Source organism: Paenibacillus baimaensis (assembly GCF_025567575.1).
Genome location: NZ_JAOQIO010000113.1, coordinates 47,180 through 65,279, shown reverse-complemented (window position 1 = coordinate 65,279; position 18,100 = coordinate 47,180). Strand labels below are relative to the sequence as shown.

Here is an 18,100-nt window from a genome sequence, read left to right as displayed (position 1 = left end):
CGATTAAAACCTGCCGTAAAACGCATTCCGATAAATATCAGCTAACTCTGTCACTAACGGCATCCTTGGATTGGCTGTTGTGCACTGATCTTCAAACGCCCGATCCGCCAAGTAATCGACTCGCGTCTCGAATTGCTCGCCATCGAATCCAAGATCCTGAAATTTCTCAGGAATACCGAGAACGGTGTTCAATCTGCGTACTGCCTGGATGAGACTGTTCACTCCTTCTTCCGTTGTCTTCGCAGGAAGCCCGAGCATACGCGCAATTTCGGCATAACGTTGATCTGCTATGAAATGATCGTATTTCGGGAACGAAGTGAGCTTCGTTGGTTGACTTGCATTATAGCGAATGACATGTGGCATCAAGATAGCATTGGTACGTCCATGAGCTGTGTGGTATTCTCCGCCCCATTTATGCGCCAGGCTGTGATTAATACCAAGGAACGCGTTCGCAAAGGCCATACCGGCAATTGTTGAGGCATTATGCATCTTCTCGCGCGCTGCAGGATCACCGGTAGCAAATGACTTTTCAAGATTCTGAAATACCAATTGGATTGCCTTCATCGCTAAACCATCGGAGTAATCATTAGCCATCACAGACACATAGGCTTCAATCGCGTGGGTTAAAACGTCCATACCCGTGTCGGCCACCGCTGTCTTAGGCAAGCTGTACACATAATCAGGATCAATAATGGCAACGTCAGGTGTAAGCTCATAATCGGCAAGCGGGTATTTGGTATTTCCTTTGTCCTTATCTGTAATCACAGCGAAGGATGTTACTTCCGAACCTGTGCCTGAGGTTGTGGGAATCGCAACAAATTTGGCTTTGCGCCCCAGACGCGGATACTTGTACACCCGTTTACGGATATCCATAAATTTTTGCTTTAACGCATCAAAGCTGGTATCGGGGTATTCGTAGAACAGCCACATCGCTTTCGCCGCATCCATCGGTGATCCACCACCCAGAGCAATAATGCAGTCCGGCTGGAAGCTGGCCATCTGTGCCCGACCACGCTCCACCGTGTCAACGGACGGGTCCGGCTCCACATCCGAGAACACCTCGATATACACGGGCAGCTGACGCTTGCGCAAATAATATTCTACGCGCTCTACATAACCCAGCTTCACCATCATCGGATCCGTAACAATCATCACTCTTGTAATATCAGGCATTTTCTCTAAATATTGCGTAGCCCCTTTTTCAAAATAAATCTTCGGGGGTATTTTGAACCACTGCATATTGACGGTACGGTAAGCAATCCGTTTCACATTGATCAGATTCACGGCGCTCACGTTGGAGGTTGTCGAGTTATGACCATAAGAGCCGCAGCCAAGTGTCAAGGAAGGCAGATTTGTATTATAAATATCGCCGATTGCACCGTGAGTGGAAGGCGAATTAACAATAACACGTCCTGTTTGAAGCTTATTGGAGAATGCCTGGATGACCTCCTCATTCTGAGAATGAATAACGGACGAATGTCCCATACCGCCAAATTTGACAACTTCCACAGCCCGGTCAATTCCTTGCTCAGCATTCTTCACTTTGTAGCATGCGAGCACGGGGCTTAGCTTTTCAGCTGATAACGGAAATTTCTCACCGACTCCAGCTAACTCAGCAACCAGCATTTTTGTTGCCACAGGCACCTGAATGCCAGCCATCTCGGCAATTGCGGCAGCAGATTGACCTACAATCACAGCGTTAACCGCACATTTCTCGGGGTTAATCACCAATTTGGAAACTGCTTCGATTTCTTCCGGATTCAAAAAGTAACAGCCCGAATCTGCCATCAATTTTCTGGTTTCTACATATACCGTGTCCTCAATAATGACGGCTTGCTCAGAAGCGCAAATCATACCGTTGTCAAACGTCTTCGATAGGATCAAATCATGAACAGCCTGCTGCAAGTTCGCTGTTTTCTCAATGAAGCAGGGAACATTACCGGGTCCAACACCCAAAGCCGGCTTACCGGTGCTGTAGGCAGCTTTCACCATCGAAGACCCTCCCGTAGCAAGAACCAGTGCCACATCAGGATGATTCATCAACAACTGGGTAGCCTCAACAGATGGATGCTTCACCCATTGAATACAATGCTCTGGCGCACCCGCCTGAACAGCCGCCGAAAGTAACGTCGCTGCAGCCGCTGCACTCGATTGCTGCGCGGATGGATGGAAGGCAAAGATGATCGGGTTCCGGGTTTTGGTCGCAATTAATGACTTGAACATGGTTGTTGACGTCGGATTGGTAACTGGCGTAACTCCCGCAATAATGCCAACGGGCTCGGCTACCAGCTGGTAGTACTCATAAGCATTTTCCTCAATCACGCCAACTGTCTTGATATTTTTAATGCTGTGGTAGATGTACTCCGTAGCAAATAAATTTTTTGTAATTTTATCTTCATAGACACCGCGGCCTGTTTCCTCGACAGCAAGCTTGGCGAGCTGCATGTGCCCTTCGATACCAGCTAATGCCATTTGCTGTACAACTTGATCTACCTGGTTTTGATCGAGCTGAAGAAATTGCTGCTGTGCTTGCCTGGCTCTGGCCACCAGCTGGTTGACTTCGTCTTGAGCAGAAAGCTGTTCAATCTTTTTCGCTTCTTTTGCTGTCATGTTATCATCCACTCCTATACTCTTCTCATCATGCTGCAGCCACCATCTTGTTGTTCTACCTTTAGATTAAACATGATTTGGAAACCAAACTATGACAAAGATCACAGAGTCGTGAATAATTTCACATTTCACTTTGCTATTTCCAGTGATTGACTTGTCCGTATAATTCGACTACCATAACTATAATCTTGGTAAGTATCGATAGTTAAAGGAGGTGAGCCCATGGGAAGATTCACTAAATTGTTGCTGACTGCCATTATGCTTTGTCTGTGCTGCGTCGTGCCTTTTGGAATTTCATTGGATCAAAACGTTCAGTCCGAACAAGCACTGCTTGCAAGTATCGATCACACTCTACATTACGATGCTGTACTCAAAGAAAGTTCAAACCTCGTTTCTTCCCCTATGTCGATTTTTATATTCTTTTGCCTGTTGTTTATGATGATATATCCCTTGTTTCCCTCCCAATTGTTGATGCCTCATTTATATGCATTCGCCGCTATGCTCAAGCGACTTCTACTTCTATTCCCCATTAAATATAAATCCCGTTATTTAGGTGTGCTCCTTTTCTTCTAAATTAAACTTAGAAAAAAGGAGAATTAAATATGAAAAAATGGGCCCGATTGTGTGGGTTATTTCTGTTTCTGGTTTGCATAGGTTCCCTCGTTGCTTCGACTACCTCTACGGTTGTCAGCAATATCAAGCTCGGATCGGATTTAAAAGGCGGCTTTGAAATCTTGTATCAGGTGGAACCGTTGGATTCGCAGCAAACCTTGAATGCAGATCTATTAATCGCAATGGAGCAAATGATAGATAAGCGAGTCAACATCAGCAAGGTATCCGAGCCGGAAATTACGATTGAAGGTACAGATCGGATCAGAGTGAAAATTGCCGGAGCCGCCAATGAAGAGCAGCTTCGACAATTAATCGGAAAACCCGCTAATCTTACCTTTAAAAGCTCGTCGGGCGAATTACTTTTGGATGGACGGGATTTGGCGCCCGTTGGTGCGAAGCTGAACTACGACAATCTCAACAGGCCGGTTATTACCGTGACTTTTTTGGATCCCGACAAGCTGGTACGAGCTACGCAGGCCCATGTGGGGCAACTATTGCTTATCGCCCTGGATGATGAGGTTATCTCTTTTCCCCGAATTCTGCAGCCCATTTCTGGCGGAACTGCGACCATCGAAGGTAACTTTACGACAGAATCTGCCAATGAGCTGAAGGAGCTGATCAACGCGGGCTCACTGCCTGCCAAATTGATCGAAAAACAAGTTGTATCCGTTAACGCTTCTCTCGGTGAAATGGCCTTACAGCAAACGTTGTTTGCCGGTTTTCTCGCCTTTTTATTCATATGCGTCTTTATGCTGGTCGTTTATCGGCTGCCGGGTTTTGTCGCCATCCTATCATTAGTCGGATTTATTTATCTATGTTTGGTTGTACTTGATTTCATGAATGCAGCATTGACGCTGCCTGGTATCGCGGGCTTCATTCTAGCTGTGGGCATGGCCGTTGATGCCAACATTATTACTTCTGAGCGAATACTAGAAGAATTGCATGACGGCAAGAGTGTATTGTCGGCTTTTCGCAAGGGACAGAAGGATTCGTTTATAACGATTCTGGATGCTCATATGACTACGCTGATTGCCGCTGTTGTTTTGCTGAACGCAGGAAGCAGCTCGGTGCAAGGTTTTTCCCTGATTTTGATCATGACCCTTATTGCAAGCATGATTACGAACGTATTCGGCACGCGTTGTATCCTCTGGATCGTGCTGAGCACTGGATGGTTCAATCACTTAACATGGTATGGAATCCGCAGCAACAATACCGGAAAAGCAGCAGCTAAAATCTCTTGGGATATTGTGAAGGTAAAAAAATGGTTTTTGTATGTATCCTTGTTTATTCTGCTCTGCGGCACGGGGACCACTCTGGCTAAAGGACTCACGCTTGGTGTGGATTTCAAATCGGGGACGCGGCTGGATGTCTATGTTGGTACGCCTTTCGAGGTGCAGGCAGTAGCTGATATTATTCATACAAATGCTCCTGAATCGGAAATGAAACCCGTGACGAAATACGGCGACAGCAATCTGTACGCTACAACTACGTTTGATCGGCCGGTCGCAGCAGACCGCTTAAAGGCGATGGAAACCGATCTTAAAGCCAAATACGGGGACCAGGTTAGTAAACAGGATGTTACGGTGGACCCGGTGATTGCACAAGAAATGGTGAAAAAAGCAGGCTTGGCTTTACTCATAGCTTCGGGTGGGGTTGTTATCTACATGGCGATTCGCTTTCAATTGTCATTTGGTATTGCTTGTGTGGTCGCTCTGCTTCATGACGTACTCATTCCGGTCAGTCTATTCGCCTTCTTCCGGATTGAAATCGATCCTACCTTCGTTGCGGCCATCCTGACGATCGTCGGTTATTCGATTAACGATACCATCGTTATTTTCGACCGGATTAGAACGAATTTAAAAAGAACTCCGTCGTGGACCGTTACAGATTTGGACGAGCTCGTCAATCGAAGCCTGTGGCAGACTATGCGTCGTTCGATCTATACGGTTTTGACTGTCTTTATTTGCGCCATGTCGCTCCAATGGTTCGCGGGAGAGGGGCTGCATTCTTTTTCCCTCGCTCTGATTCTTGGTTTAATAAGTGGAACTTATTCTTCGATTTTCATTGCTGCACAGCTGTGGCTTGTCATTGTAAAACGGTACCCACGTTTATTAGATCCATTACGGCGTTCAAGTGTGAGTTAATAGGAGGCTAATTGTTAGGATTATGAATATGGACATGCTCGGGTATGTGTATATTCAGAGCGAATAGAATCATTGTGTACAAGCAAAAGGAGCTGCCGCGGCAGCTCCTTTTCGTGTAAATGTGCATTGTTGCTCATAGCTAGTTGCTTCATCCTCGGAGCACAGCTGTCATTTACCGAGCAGCTTTTGTCCTGGCTTCCAGTTGGCAGGGCATAAGCCACCAGCTTGCAGTGCTTGCAGGATACGAAGCGTTTCCTCGACACTACGGCCCACATTCATATCGGTGACGACTTGATAACGCAGCACACCCTCTGGATCAATGATGAACAATCCACGGTGCGCAGATCCTGTAGCTTCGTCCAGAATACCGTAGGCGCGTGCGGTTTCCTTCGTAAAGTCGGAGGCGATTGGATATTGGATGCTGCCGATACCGCTCTGATCACGCGGCGTTTGAATCCAGGCACGGTGCGTATACACGCTGTCGACAGATGCGCCTACGATCTCGCAATCCAGCTCGCGGAATGCCGCGGCATGATCACTGAAGGCGATAATTTCGGTCGGACATACGTAAGTGAAATCATAAGGCCAGAAAAAGAACAGCAGCCATTTGCCTGCATAATCCTCTAAAGCGACATTTTCCTCTAGAGTCGTTAAATTTTTGGTGGAGGGTAAATTAAAGCTTGGAGCTTTTTCCCCTATTTTGGCTTGCGATACGACTGGAAATGGTTGTGTCAGTAATGTCATTTGATGTTCCTCCTGATCGTTAATTTGGGTTATATATTGGGGTTAAACAGATGGTCGTTCAACAGCTTATTCTCCGGCTAATGCTTTTTTGATTCGTGTTGTGTTCATGCCGAGAATGGTGTGCTCACCGATGACGGTTACCGGTATAGAGCTCATCCCCATATTTTGCAATTCGTCAGCATATTGGTCGTTGGTTTCGACATTGCGTTCTTCGAACTCGATATTTTGCTCGTTTAAATATTTTTTGAGCTGATTGCAATAGGGACAATGGTTACCGGTGTAGACGATGACGTTCGCTGCAGCTGTGGACATAGTATTTCACTCCTTGTATGGGGTCTCGTTTGACCCTTTATTAAATTTAGACTAAGTTTAAAAACTTGCTAAAAAAAGAATACCATTCAAGCAAGTTAGCTGCATGAAGGTATAATGAAGGTATCGTGAATGTTTCATGAAGAGCTTAATCGGTCAATCTGTAACCCACACCACGTACGGTAACAATGTATTGCGGATGCTTCGGATCGTCGCCCAGCTTGTGACGCAGGCTTTTGATATGCGCATCTACAGTATTGCTGCCTCCAAAATATTGATCTCCCCACACCAGATCCATCATCGTCTGCCGTGACAGCACGCTGCCATCAGCACTGAGCAGTACCTTCAGCAAATCAAACTCGGTTTTGGTCAAATCAATTCGCACCTCTCCACGGGATACAACCATCCGTTTCAAGTCCATCCTGATATCTTTGTGCTGCAATTGATCATTGCCACCGAATACGGGACGGCTGCTTGGAGCATCGAACGATTGGATACGCTCCACGAGAGCCTCCATCGATGAAGGCCACACAATGAAATCACTCCCAACCTGATTCGGTGGCGTTCCTTTACTGACCAGGGACAACATCGGAATGCCGCGCGCACGCAAATGCTGAATCTCTTCACCCGACATACTGCCCCGTGTCTGATCAATCAGCAGCAGATCACCCTGCAGCAAATTGAGTGCCGAATCATCGGCATGGTGAAATAAGAGAACATCATAGCATTTGACCGTCAATTCCCCAACCAAGCTGTGCAGCGAGGCTGGCCATGGACTGATGATCATAATTCTTCGTGTGGTGACGCAAAAGTCGCCATCCATCGGGTAGTCTGCTGCTACCGATTGCTGTGGAATCGACTGCGAACTCGGACTCAATGGATCGGTTTGGTTGATATTTTGCATGCCGCACACACTCCTTTAAACAAATATTGCTGCTCTTGTATATCATAGCCGGTCTCTTCCGCTACACGGTGCAGCCACTCCTGCGGTGCATCGGTGAATACCTCGTCGACCCGGCCACAGGAAACACAGACGATATGCTGATGATCTTCCGTTCGCGCGTCGTAGCGGCTGGAGTCTCCATCGAGTTTCAGCTCGCGAATCATCCCTTCGTCTGTCAAATAGCGAAGTGAGTTGTACACTGTCGCATAGGCGAACTGACAGCCGCGTTCCTTTAGCCTCTCCATCACATCGGCAGCAGTCGGATGATCTGTTGCCATCGTTACGATATCCAAAATCGTCTTGCGCTGTATGGTTAGTGTTCCTTTTCGTGTCATCGCAAGCTCACCCTCTATTTTTTATATTTAGATTAAGTTTAAATATAAAATGGAGAGAAGTCAATACATCGTTCCACATCCAGGCTGCTTACATAGAAAAAGCAATAACCCTCAACTACTCAGGATTATTACTTGGAGGTGTGAGCTATATAAAGAGTCTACTGCAGGGTTGAGGGTATTATCAGAGGCTTATCCCCGCAGTACCGCCGTCCTTGCATCCCTTTTTAGAAATCAAAGTTGTCAGGGTCGGGGCCTACTCGCTGGTTGAGATTCAATCCATCTATTCGCTGCATATCGGCATCTGTTAATTGAAAATCGAACACCGCGGCGTTTTCAACAATCCGATGCTCTTTGGTAGATTTGGGGATAGTCACAACACCGTTTTGCAGGTCCCATCTGATAATAATTTGAGCGACAGATTTACCGTAGTGCGTGGCGATCTCCTGCAGATCAGGATCATCCAACAGCTGCCCTTGCATTAAAGGAGACCAAGCAGCCAGTTGAATATCGTGCTGTCGGCAAAATGCTTGAAGCTCCTTTTGGGTTAACCGCGGATGGAATTCTACTTGATTCACCATCGGTTTGATGACTGCATCCTTCATCAGGTCTTCCAGATGATAGATCTGGAAATTACTTACACCAATAGCTTTCACTCGCCCTGCTTGGTACAACGTCTCAAGCGCTCTCCATGCCTCTTTATATTTACCTTGAACAGGCCAGTGAATGAGGTATAAATCCAAATAGTCCAAACCAAGTTTATTCAGGCTATCTTCATAGGCCGCTAATGTTGCTTCATAGCCTAAATCGGCATTCCATACCTTAGAGGTGACGAATACCGCTTCTCTGGCAATACCCGCTTTCTCGATCCCTTCCCGGATGCCTTGCCCCACACCAGCCTCATTGCCATAAATAGCCGCTGTGTCTATGCTGCGGTAGCCGTGCCCAATCGCGGTTTGCACAGCTTGAACCAGCTCCGGCCCTTCTTCTACCTTAAATACTCCAATCCCCAACCACGGCATTTCTGTACCGTTATGCAAAGTAATCGTATCCTGTAAGTTGTTCGTCATCTGGATAAACCTCCTAAGAGTTTTCGATAGAAAACTTACTTCGTAAGCATCTACTGAGTTGTGTGCTTAAATATTGTGTTATTCGATTACGGCTTGAGCCGCTTGAGCTTTTTGAACCTGCTGATCCTTTCGTTCCAGAGCGCGGCTCCACCCTGTCAGAAGCATAGCTGCAAAAACCATCACTCCGCCTATCCATGCTGTATGGATGAGTCCAATAGAATCAGCGATCATCCCGCCCAGGAAGGAACCGAGGGCAATTCCGACATTAAACGCGGCGATATTGATAGCAGAAGCCACATCAACCGCACTCGGTACAAAACGTTGGGCCAGCGTCACGACATACACCTGAAGTCCCGGCACGTTCATAAAAGCAAACAGTCCCATGACAAAAAGCGTAATTAAACCCGCTACCTTAAATGGAGCCGTGAACGTCAGGATCACAAGCACTACTGCCTGTACAAGAAACATATAAAATAAAGCCTGAATCGGATTGCGGTTAGCCAGCTTGCCGCCGATCGTGTTCCCAATAGCTATCGCAATACCATAGACAAGCAAAATAATCGCAACCGTTTTTGCCTGAAAACCGGTTATCTCTTGCAGCAATGGAGACAGATAGGTAAACACTACAAATGTTCCACCGTAACCAAGTGCCGTAATAATAAAGACAAGCAGCAACCGACCATTCGTAACCAGCTTGACCTGATCACGCAAGGTGGTACGCGCGCCTTTTCTGATATCCGACGGAACCAGAATGCTGTTAGCCACCAAGGCTATAATACCAATGACAACAATAATGAGGAAGGCAAAGCGCCAGCCAAATTGTTGTCCGATGAACGTTCCAAAGGGAACCCCTGTCACTGTCGCTACAGTAAGCCCTGTGAACATAATCGCGATCGCGCTGGCTCTGCGGTTTTCCGGTACCAAATCAGCAGCAATTGTAGCGCCAATCGACATAAAAATACCATGGGCCAACGCAGATACGACCCGTGCTGAGAGTAACACACCAATACTGGTAGCACTGACCGCAATGCCATTACCTATAATAAAAACGACCATAATCCATAGCAATAATGATTTACGTGACATACTAGAGGTGAGAGCCGTTAATACCGGAGCCCCAAAGGTGACCCCTAACGCATATATCGAAACGGTTAACCCTGCGGTTGTCATAGATACCTGTAAATCTTCGGCTATGAGTGGTAGCAAGCCAACACTAATAAATTCGGTGGTTCCAATCGCAAATGCACTGACCGCCAAAGCCAGCAGCGCTAGTGTGCTTCTTCTTTTATCCAGGACCATTTCATAACCTCCTATTCTTGTTTGATGTTGTGGTAACGAGTCGACAAATGTTATTATGATCTATATGGACAATAATTAAAAGTACGTACTTTTAAGTTCTATAGGCTCCAATAAGTACTATAGGCACTTTTTAGTACCTATAAATAAGGAGGATCACCATGCTGAAAAAAAAATATAATATATCAGTCGAAGCGACTTTGGAAGTCATAGGTGGGAAATGGAAGTGCGTCATTCTGTGCCATCTAACTCATGGTAAAAAGCGCACCAGTGAATTGAAACGCCTGATGCCCGAAATTACACAAAAAATGCTCACCCAGCAGTTACGGGAACTAGAGGATGATGGGGTCATTACGCGAATTATTTATCATCAAATTCCGCCGAAGGTTGAATATGAGCTGAGTGAATATGGATGGAGTCTGGACAGTATATTAAGCGCACTGTGCAATTGGGGAGAAATTCATATTACAAAGGTTTACGGGGATAAATCGGCAGTATTAGAGGATAATATATTAAATAAATAACTGTTCAATAGAAAACAAAAAACCACCCCATCAGAACATGGCGTGGTTATCGTTGTACCGTTTGTAGAATGATTTATTACGTTCTCCGGGAACGTTTCATCATAATCATATACACAATACCACCGATTACAATCAGTATGCTCACTATAATGGTAACTATTGAGGCTGTCCACGAGGAATTGGGGTTCGCCCCATCCGATGCACCCGTTCCCCCAACATGACCCGATGGGGAGGAAGCAACTGGTGCTGTTGGTGTTTCTCCTTTTGGTGGGACCGGAGTCACCGATCCAGGAGCCCCTTCTGAGGCCGAAGGCTGAACGGGTGGTGTCACCCCTACCCCACTCGGGACAGGCTGTGGAGACGGTTCCTTGGTAACCGGCACATTCAGACCATTCACATAGTTGCTGACACTCTTGATACCTTCGATCATGCTACCTTTTGCCGCCAGCGGTTTATATTGAAGATCAATAATCCCTTGCGCATTACCTGCGTCCGTTCTCGATACTGCCTTCGCCATCTGTTCATTATCATAAACCAGCTGGGCCGTGCCAGGCTTGTCGGTGACAACAAGCAGCAGTTGATTGGCTCCCAACTTCCATGTGTTATACACATCATTGCCGAATTGCTGAATCGCTTCCTCATCCAAACCTTTTGCTGTAACAACAACCAGCTCAAAGCTTTGATCCTGCAAGGTTTCACGCAATTGTTTGACCTGTTCGACAGTAAACAGTCCGGCAGGGTCTGTCACCGCTCCCGAGCGTTCAGGTACATTGGCTGCGTACACGGTATGAATGGATGAATTGAAAGTAAAGACGAGCAGCAGCAGAACCAACAGTTGAATTGTTCTCATTCTGATTCCCTCCCCTATGGATTGCACAGCTTGAAATGTCTGTATATACATTATTACCACAAACGGGATGCGCACAAACAACAGCCCTACCATTCATGATGGCAGGGCTGTTGTTCGTACTACTCGTACTTCGCTTCCGCTTCGTTATTCACCAGCTACACCAGCTGCTGAATCACAGCGCCCTGCTGCAGCGCCTCTTGACCTGTGCGATGCAAAGCATCAATCAGCTCGATTTGGAAAGCTCCCGGACGATCCGCACCGGACACGGCGACTGCTGCTTCTGCAGCAACTCCATAATAGGCCAGCGCGGCGGCTGAGGCCAGAACCAGATCCGGCTCAACCGCAGCAAAAGCGCCAATAATCGAACTTAACAGGCAGCCTGTGCCTGTCACCTTCGTTAGCAGCGGTGTGCCATTGCTTACCTTATAACTGGTCTCTCCATCACTAACATAATCGTCCTTGCCAGTCACAACAACGACACAGCCCAGAGTACGAGCCGCATGGACAGCAAGCTCGGCCGCATTCCCGTTGTCTGAACCTGCGGCATCTACACCCTTGATTGTCGATGCTTCCCCGATCACATTAGCGACTTCTGCCGCATTACCTCTGAGTACAGAGACCTTCAGCTCCTTCATAATCAGCCGAGCAGATTCCGTACGGTAAGGTGTCGCTCCCGCCCCAACCGGGTCGAAAACTACCGGAACCTGATGCGTATTCGCTGATTTGCCTGCAATGAGCATAGCGCGTATCACCTTTTTATCCAATGTGCCCATATTTAACACAAGCGCTCCAGCGATCTTGGCCATATCCGCCACCTCCTGCTTGGCATAGGCCATAACCGGGGAAGCTCCAAGAGCCAACAGCCCATTAGCGGTAAAATTGGTGACAACCACGTTCGTAATATTGTGAACAAGCGGATTGTTTGCCCTCACCTTGTCCAAAACTTCAATGACCTGCTTGATATGAATGCTCAATTCCCTGTTCCTCCTTGATCGATGTGTAGGTTTATGGCAATTGCTACTATCTTTTGGACCTGCTTAGCTTCATACCCAGTATAACAGCCAGCAGCACGGATACGGCAATAATAATCATATTAAATCCTGCTTTGGTCTGGAACCATGATGAATTCGCTTGCCCTCCACGAGCTACCTCAGGGGCTTCGGTCTGTACCGCCAGCTTGGCAAGAGTCGGATTCTCCTGCTCAATCTGTGTTCGGAAGCTGGCGATATCATAGCTTGGCTTACCTGCGCCGCTATTTCCATACACCAACTGGTACGTTCGTCCCTCTTGGCGCTCGAATACCAGCTTATCGATCACATAGTCTACCTTCAAGCCGGTGAGCTGGATTGGCGCATTATCCTGATTATTGATTTTGATCGTAAATGCTGGATTCGTGATCGGCACAGCCCCGACTATCGTCGTATTTTGCAGCTGCACATCCTTGAAGTCAAGACGATAAAGCTCCCGCTTTCCCTCGATAGGAACATCCTGCCCATCTGCCGTCTGTACCGTATAGGAACGTCGAAAGCTTCCTTGCGCTTCCAACTGCACCTTCGTAATCCGCAGCCGATTATCGTTGCGAACCTGCAATAACGTCTGTCCCTGTTCCTGCTTCGTGTCATAGAGCAGCGAGGTTGTCTTGGCAAATTCCTGCCAGCTCGTTGCACGTGTACGGTGTATCAGCTGCAGCTGCGGGAATGCCAGATTTTCAACATTATCGATAATCTTTACACGATAGTAAGTGAATTTCACCGTCTTGTCGAGCACCACTGTATTTTTCTCCAATTGCTCGGTCCGATACACATAATCTTTGTGCAGCAGCTCCCATTGATTGCCGTCGTAGCTACCGTAAAGCTCCAGATGTTTGAGAAAGGCTTGCTCGGGCAGACTCAGTACTACCCCATTGCCTTGTATATCCTTGGTAGCATCAATCGGAGAAATTCGAAAATCGATCAAGGTATCGTTATTCTTCTTGACCGTATCGATCACATTCGATTTATAGACAACCTGTGTATTCACAGCCTTGGCAGCACCACTGTCCACATAATAAGGGACGAATTGTCCCTTATCATCCATAATCCGCAGGTCGCCCAGATCCTCACGTGCGCCTTTATACACTTCGTCATCCAGAAACAGCGCCCCATATTTACCGCTCCCCTGCAGCTCAATCGGTTTCGCATACCGCCAATTGCTAGGGTTGGCAGCTTCCGCGGCGAACCCGGTGCTGCTGAGGCAGAGCAGCACGCTGATCACCAAAGTCGTGATGACCATGACCTTGATGAGACTACTCTTTGGGAGCCAGCTGTGATGGATTGTGATCATTAGGCGGCACCTCCAGCTTACTCGATACCTTTTGATAGCCATAGGAAATACCCAACAGTACAAGACCGAAGCAGAAGTAGCCTACCATCTTGCCGCCGGACGACATGAAGCTGAGATCGTAGAAGACCAGCTTGGCAGTTGCAAACAGCGTCAACCCGAGGCCGAGCCTGCGAATATATACATATTTGTAACGGAATCCATATACGATATAGCTGATAGCCAGCAGCAGGTACAGGAAGCTGAACATCAGGCTGATGTCGCCTAAACGAAGCTGGACATCAAGGAACGCGGTCGTAATCCCGAGCAAATATACACCGAGTATGACCGGATACAGCTCCGAATTGGTATACGTGCGGCGAAGTGCGGCAAGCAGGAAATCGCGTGCACTGAAAAATACAAGCACATGAAACCCGATTAGCAGTACCAAGGCAAAATAGTCGGCTGCCGTATTATCCATATAGCTTGGCTGCAGCACAGGTTCTCCTACTGTAATAACCAGACACAGGATATACCCGATCATGTATAGAAACCAGCTGAAATATTTGACGATCCTATCATAAAGCACAGCCGTTCGACTCAGCCCATAAGCAAGCCCTATCGTGATCATCGCCGCCATAAGCAGCTCGTAAAAGTCATATTGAACCCATCTATAGGGCACCCAATGCTCATACAGCTTATTGCTCTCGATCAACAGAAATACCCACAGATTCGCGAGCGTGAAATATTTAAAGCCTGTTAAACCATGACGGACGATAGGGTGTGCCGACCGCAAAGGTTCTTGAGGGTTGCCTTGCCCACGATGGATACCAACAGCATAGAACAGCATAACCAGCAGCATGCCGATCATCACAGAGCTGTATTTGATATCAAAATACCGGCCTTTGGACAGCAGTACTTCAAGCAGCGCCGCATCCCATAAGTAAAAGGAACCCAGACACAGCAGGAATATACCCCAGCCCGCTCCCTCCAGCTTATTCAAACCGTTAATGCGGCCGAACATGATCAGAATGACACCTTCGATAAGCCAGCCCATCGCCAGCCACTGAACACCCAGCTGAAACGGAATCATCAGGACGGCGAACGTCAGCGAGGTCGCATAGAACAGCATCATCGTCGCTTTTTCCTGCTGCATGACCTTCTCGATAAATCGGCCCAAGCCAATGTAGATCAAGCAGAAAATCAGCGCCAGCAAGCCCATGTAATCCTGCAATCCAGCTTTGCCCATCAGGCCATACAGAATGCCACAGCTGATTAATGTATTAAGCGCCAGCAGACATACGTCTCCGATCGACAGCTTTGCTTGATATCGAAATGGATAAGCCAAGGTGACACCCACGTACATCACAAAGGTCAGCACGGAGTAGAGCATGCCTACAGCTTCACTTGGTGCGTACAGCACCAGAGCGATCATGGAGGGGGCATTAAACGCAAAGCTGATATAGCTGATAATCGTCCACCGCTTACGGAATGAAACCAGCAGAATAACGAGATTCAGCAGGAACAAATAACCCATCGCGGCATAGATGGCGTTTCCCTCCAAACCAATCGCTCCAGCGTAAGAAAACAGCGGCAAAAAGCCGCCAACCAGACCCAATGCGCATACCGTTTGCGACTGATAACGCAGCGATAAGAGCACGGCCGTTAAGGAAACGAGCACAGACAGCGTTAATCCGGCGTAAAGATCTATAATATGAAGTAAAAAATAGCTGTAGAAGATCGAGCCATACAAAATCGAAATCCCGCCGCCCAGTAACCCGAGCGCAAACGTTTGCTTTTGCTTGCGAAACAGCCATTCTCCACCTACCAGCAGCAGCGCTCCCAGCAGGAAAAACACACTGCCCTTCATATAGTCATTAAACCAGGTGGAATAGGTGTATCGAAAAGCAGCGCCCACTCCGAGAATAATTAACAGAATACCGAGCTTATTGATCCAATTCAAGCCGATTTTCATTTCAAACTGGTTTTGCTTGATGCGCTTCTGCATCACCTCTTCGCTGACCCCTTCAGCCTCCAAGCGGTCAAACCCGCCCTTAACGTCCTGACGCCGCTGCCGCTCCTGCTCAGCCAGCCGCTCGCGATGGGCGGTGATTTGCTCATTAAGCTCGCTGGAAAGCTGCACAATCCTGTTAAGGATTTCCTGCTTCTCCTCACCCAGCTCTGTGTTGGCCCTCTGCATCATTTGGTCGACATTTTTCTTGGCTTCGGCTTCAAAGGCTGCCAACCGATTCATATGAGCATGATCGGCGCCAGCGAAATAGGTATTGAGCTTTTCACGGGACACTTTGATCAGGTTCAGCTTTTCATCCAGCATTTGCTCATTCAGGGAAACTCGCAGTTTGGCATTTTCTTCATCCTTATGCCTGTACTTCTCCTGCAGCTCAGATAATCGGCTTTTGTAATCCTCGTATTGCTGACGAAGCATCTGGTTTTCATGAATCAAATCATGAGACTCGTATTCATTGATTAAAGCCTGATACTCCTTCATCAACGCAGCCTGGTTATCTTTGATCGAAACCATCCGATCTTTAAATTCGTCCATGAATTCCCCTCCGTTCTCAGTGATATTCGATTGATTTCCATTTTACTACAATAGATCCATAAAAAAAGTACTAAATTCATCTAGTACCCTTCGCAACACAGCTCTATGAGCTCTTACCCTAGTAGATCGATCGTATAACAATAAATAAAAAAACGCTGATTATTGCAGTTACTTTGTCATATAGATACAAATATTTTGATGAAATACGGGTTAGAATAAACTACTTCTTGTTTTCAATTTGCAGGCATTTCCATTGTAAAGGAGATATGATGTTGACCACTACAAACCCCAAGCGTAAATCTTTTCCGCAATTTGCGACACTATATTCCATTATCGCGGCCATAGGCGGTTTCCTGTTTGGATACGACACAGCTGTTATTTCTGGCGCGATTGGCTTCATTAAAGAGCGGTTCGATTTGCATGCAGGCATGCTGGGATGGATGGTTTCAAGTTTAATCGTCGGGGCTGCGATAGGTGCCGCCTTATCAGGAGTATTGAGCGATACATTCGGGCGCAAAAAAATACTGATGCTGTCCGCCTTCCTGTTTGTAGTCGGTTCGATTGGTTCTGCAATACCGAACAGCGTAACCGGATTGATCATAGCCCGAATAATAGGAGGGCTGGGCGTTGGTATGGCTTCCACATTGTCTCCGTTGTATATTGCAGAAATCGCACCAGCCAGAAACCGTGGACGTCTAGTATCGATTTACCAGTTCGCCGTTGTTACAGGCATATTCGTGACGTTTTTTATTAATGCGACTATTGCGGGACTCGGTGATGAAGCGTGGGATATTGCTTATGGCTGGCGTTGGATGCTTGGTTTTGGCATTGCTCCGGGCGTGATTTATTTGCTTCTCCTACTGCTAATACCGGAAACACCGCGCTGGCTGATGAAACAAAAGCAGGAAGTTCGCGCACTGGAGGTCCTTGAACGTATGAATGGCAAGGAAGCGGCAAAATCGGACCTCCAGGAAATTCTGAACTTGAAGGACAACGATACAGCATCACTCAGGGAGTTGTTTCGCCCTGCCCTTCGGATACCACTATTGGTGGGAGTCGTTCTGGCCATTCTTCAACAGATTACCGGAATTAATGCGATCATGTACTATGCTCCGGAAATTTTCAAGCAAATGGGTGCCGGGACGGATACCGCTCTAAGCCAAACGGTGTGGGTGGGCATTGTCAATTTTGTGTTTACCTTGATTGCACTCTGGCTCATTGATAAAGTCGGGCGGAGGCTGCTGCTGCTCATCGGCTCCATTTCCATGACGATCTGCTTGTTTATAGTCGGTTATGGCTTTCATTCCGATACTGTGCCTGGGTACCTGATTTTATTGTTCATTCTTCTGTACGTCGCCTCTTTTGCCATTTCGTTGGGCCCGGTCGTATGGGTCATGATTTCGGAAATTTTCCCTACACGAATCAGAGGCCGCGCTACAGCCATCGCATCCCTATGTTTATGGGTGGCTGATTATCTTGTTTCCCAAACCTTCCCATCTCTTATTGAAGGTATCGGAACATCCGCAACATTTTGGATGTTTGCTGTGATTTCATTATTAGGGGTCATCTTCTGTGCTAAAGTCGTTCCCGAAACGAAAGGTAAATCTCTTGAACAAATTGAACGTCTGTGGAAAAGCAAATCATAAGAAAACCTCTATCGAGGCCATTCAAAGATGAGCGACCACGGTTCAGAGGTAGGTTTTCTTGAAACATAAGAATCCTTCAGCTCCGCTGAAAACTTATAAATTCTTATGTTATAAGAAAAGAGCAGCCTATCCTGCCAAGCTGTGAACTCTAGCTTTGCA

General features: G+C 47.1%; 14 protein-coding genes. 3 read left to right on the top strand and 11 right to left on the bottom strand.

What is annotated here, in order from left to right; translation table 11 throughout:
• Positions 1–3 precede the first annotated feature (3 nt).
• Complete coding sequence (gene adhE / locus OB236_RS33485) at positions 4–2,649, bottom strand: bifunctional acetaldehyde-CoA/alcohol dehydrogenase (protein ID WP_262688028.1); 2,646 nt, start codon at positions 2,647–2,649, stop codon at positions 4–6.
• A gap of 563 nt (positions 2,650–3,212) precedes the next feature.
• Here adhE and secF point away from each other — a divergent pair.
• Positions 3,213–5,366: a protein translocase subunit SecF gene (secF, locus tag OB236_RS33480; protein WP_262687921.1), complete on the top strand. Its 2,154-nt coding sequence runs from the start codon at positions 3,213–3,215 to the stop codon at positions 5,364–5,366.
• Between the two features lie 168 nt (positions 5,367–5,534).
• On the opposite strand, the gene OB236_RS33475 is transcribed toward secF, so the two are convergent.
• The 6 genes from OB236_RS33475 to OB236_RS33450 form a co-directional block, all read right to left on the bottom strand.
• Entirely contained in the window at positions 5,535–6,110 is a 576-nt protein-coding gene (locus OB236_RS33475) for a peroxiredoxin (protein WP_262687919.1), read from the bottom strand.
• A 66-nt stretch (positions 6,111–6,176) separates the two neighbouring features.
• Positions 6,177–6,422 (bottom strand): glutaredoxin family protein, encoded by a 246-nt coding sequence (locus tag OB236_RS33470; RefSeq protein WP_076235824.1) that lies wholly within the window; start codon positions 6,420–6,422, stop codon positions 6,177–6,179.
• Between the two features lie 145 nt (positions 6,423–6,567).
• Positions 6,568–7,323 (bottom strand): winged helix-turn-helix domain-containing protein, encoded by a 756-nt coding sequence (locus OB236_RS33465; RefSeq protein WP_262687917.1) that lies wholly within the window; start codon positions 7,321–7,323, stop codon positions 6,568–6,570.
• The gene (locus tag OB236_RS33460; RefSeq protein WP_076235826.1) at positions 7,293–7,697 is read right to left on the bottom strand and encodes a Fur family transcriptional regulator; all 405 of its coding nucleotides are present in this window, start codon (positions 7,695–7,697) and stop codon (positions 7,293–7,295) included. Before OB236_RS33460 ends, OB236_RS33465 begins: the two co-directional genes overlap by 31 nt.
• Positions 7,698–7,921: 224 nt before the next feature.
• Complete coding sequence (locus OB236_RS33455) at positions 7,922–8,764, bottom strand: aldo/keto reductase (protein ID WP_262687916.1); 843 nt, start codon at positions 8,762–8,764, stop codon at positions 7,922–7,924.
• Between the two features lie 78 nt (positions 8,765–8,842).
• Entirely contained in the window at positions 8,843–10,063 is a 1,221-nt protein-coding gene (locus OB236_RS33450; protein ID WP_076235834.1) for an MFS transporter, read from the bottom strand.
• A gap of 158 nt (positions 10,064–10,221) precedes the next feature.
• Here OB236_RS33450 and OB236_RS33445 point away from each other — a divergent pair, with 158 nt between their 5' ends.
• Positions 10,222–10,584: a winged helix-turn-helix transcriptional regulator gene (locus tag OB236_RS33445; RefSeq protein WP_076235835.1), complete on the top strand. Its 363-nt coding sequence runs from the start codon at positions 10,222–10,224 to the stop codon at positions 10,582–10,584.
• A 76-nt stretch (positions 10,585–10,660) separates the two neighbouring features.
• Here OB236_RS33445 and OB236_RS33440 read toward each other — a convergent pair whose 3' ends face one another.
• From OB236_RS33440 to OB236_RS33425, 4 genes are all read right to left on the bottom strand, one after another.
• Positions 10,661–11,434, bottom strand: coding sequence for a TPM domain-containing protein (locus OB236_RS33440; RefSeq protein ID WP_262687915.1), 774 nt, complete (start codon positions 11,432–11,434; stop codon positions 10,661–10,663).
• Positions 11,435–11,589: 155 nt separating this feature from the next.
• Entirely contained in the window at positions 11,590–12,402 is an 813-nt protein-coding gene (gene thiM / locus OB236_RS33435) for a hydroxyethylthiazole kinase (RefSeq protein ID WP_262688027.1), read from the bottom strand.
• Between the two features lie 52 nt (positions 12,403–12,454).
• Complete coding sequence (locus OB236_RS33430; RefSeq protein WP_262687913.1) at positions 12,455–13,756, bottom strand: DUF3999 domain-containing protein; 1,302 nt, start codon at positions 13,754–13,756, stop codon at positions 12,455–12,457.
• Positions 13,719–16,295: a DUF2339 domain-containing protein gene (locus tag OB236_RS33425; protein ID WP_262687912.1), complete on the bottom strand. Its 2,577-nt coding sequence runs from the start codon at positions 16,293–16,295 to the stop codon at positions 13,719–13,721. The genes OB236_RS33430 and OB236_RS33425 overlap by 38 nt, the downstream gene beginning before the upstream one ends.
• 272 nt (positions 16,296–16,567) lie before the next feature.
• On the opposite strand from OB236_RS33425, the gene OB236_RS33420 reads away from it, so the two are divergent.
• A complete protein-coding gene (locus tag OB236_RS33420; protein ID WP_262687910.1) occupies positions 16,568–17,941 on the top strand; it encodes a sugar porter family MFS transporter in 1,374 nt (457 codons plus the stop codon).
• Positions 17,942–18,100 lie beyond the last annotated feature (159 nt).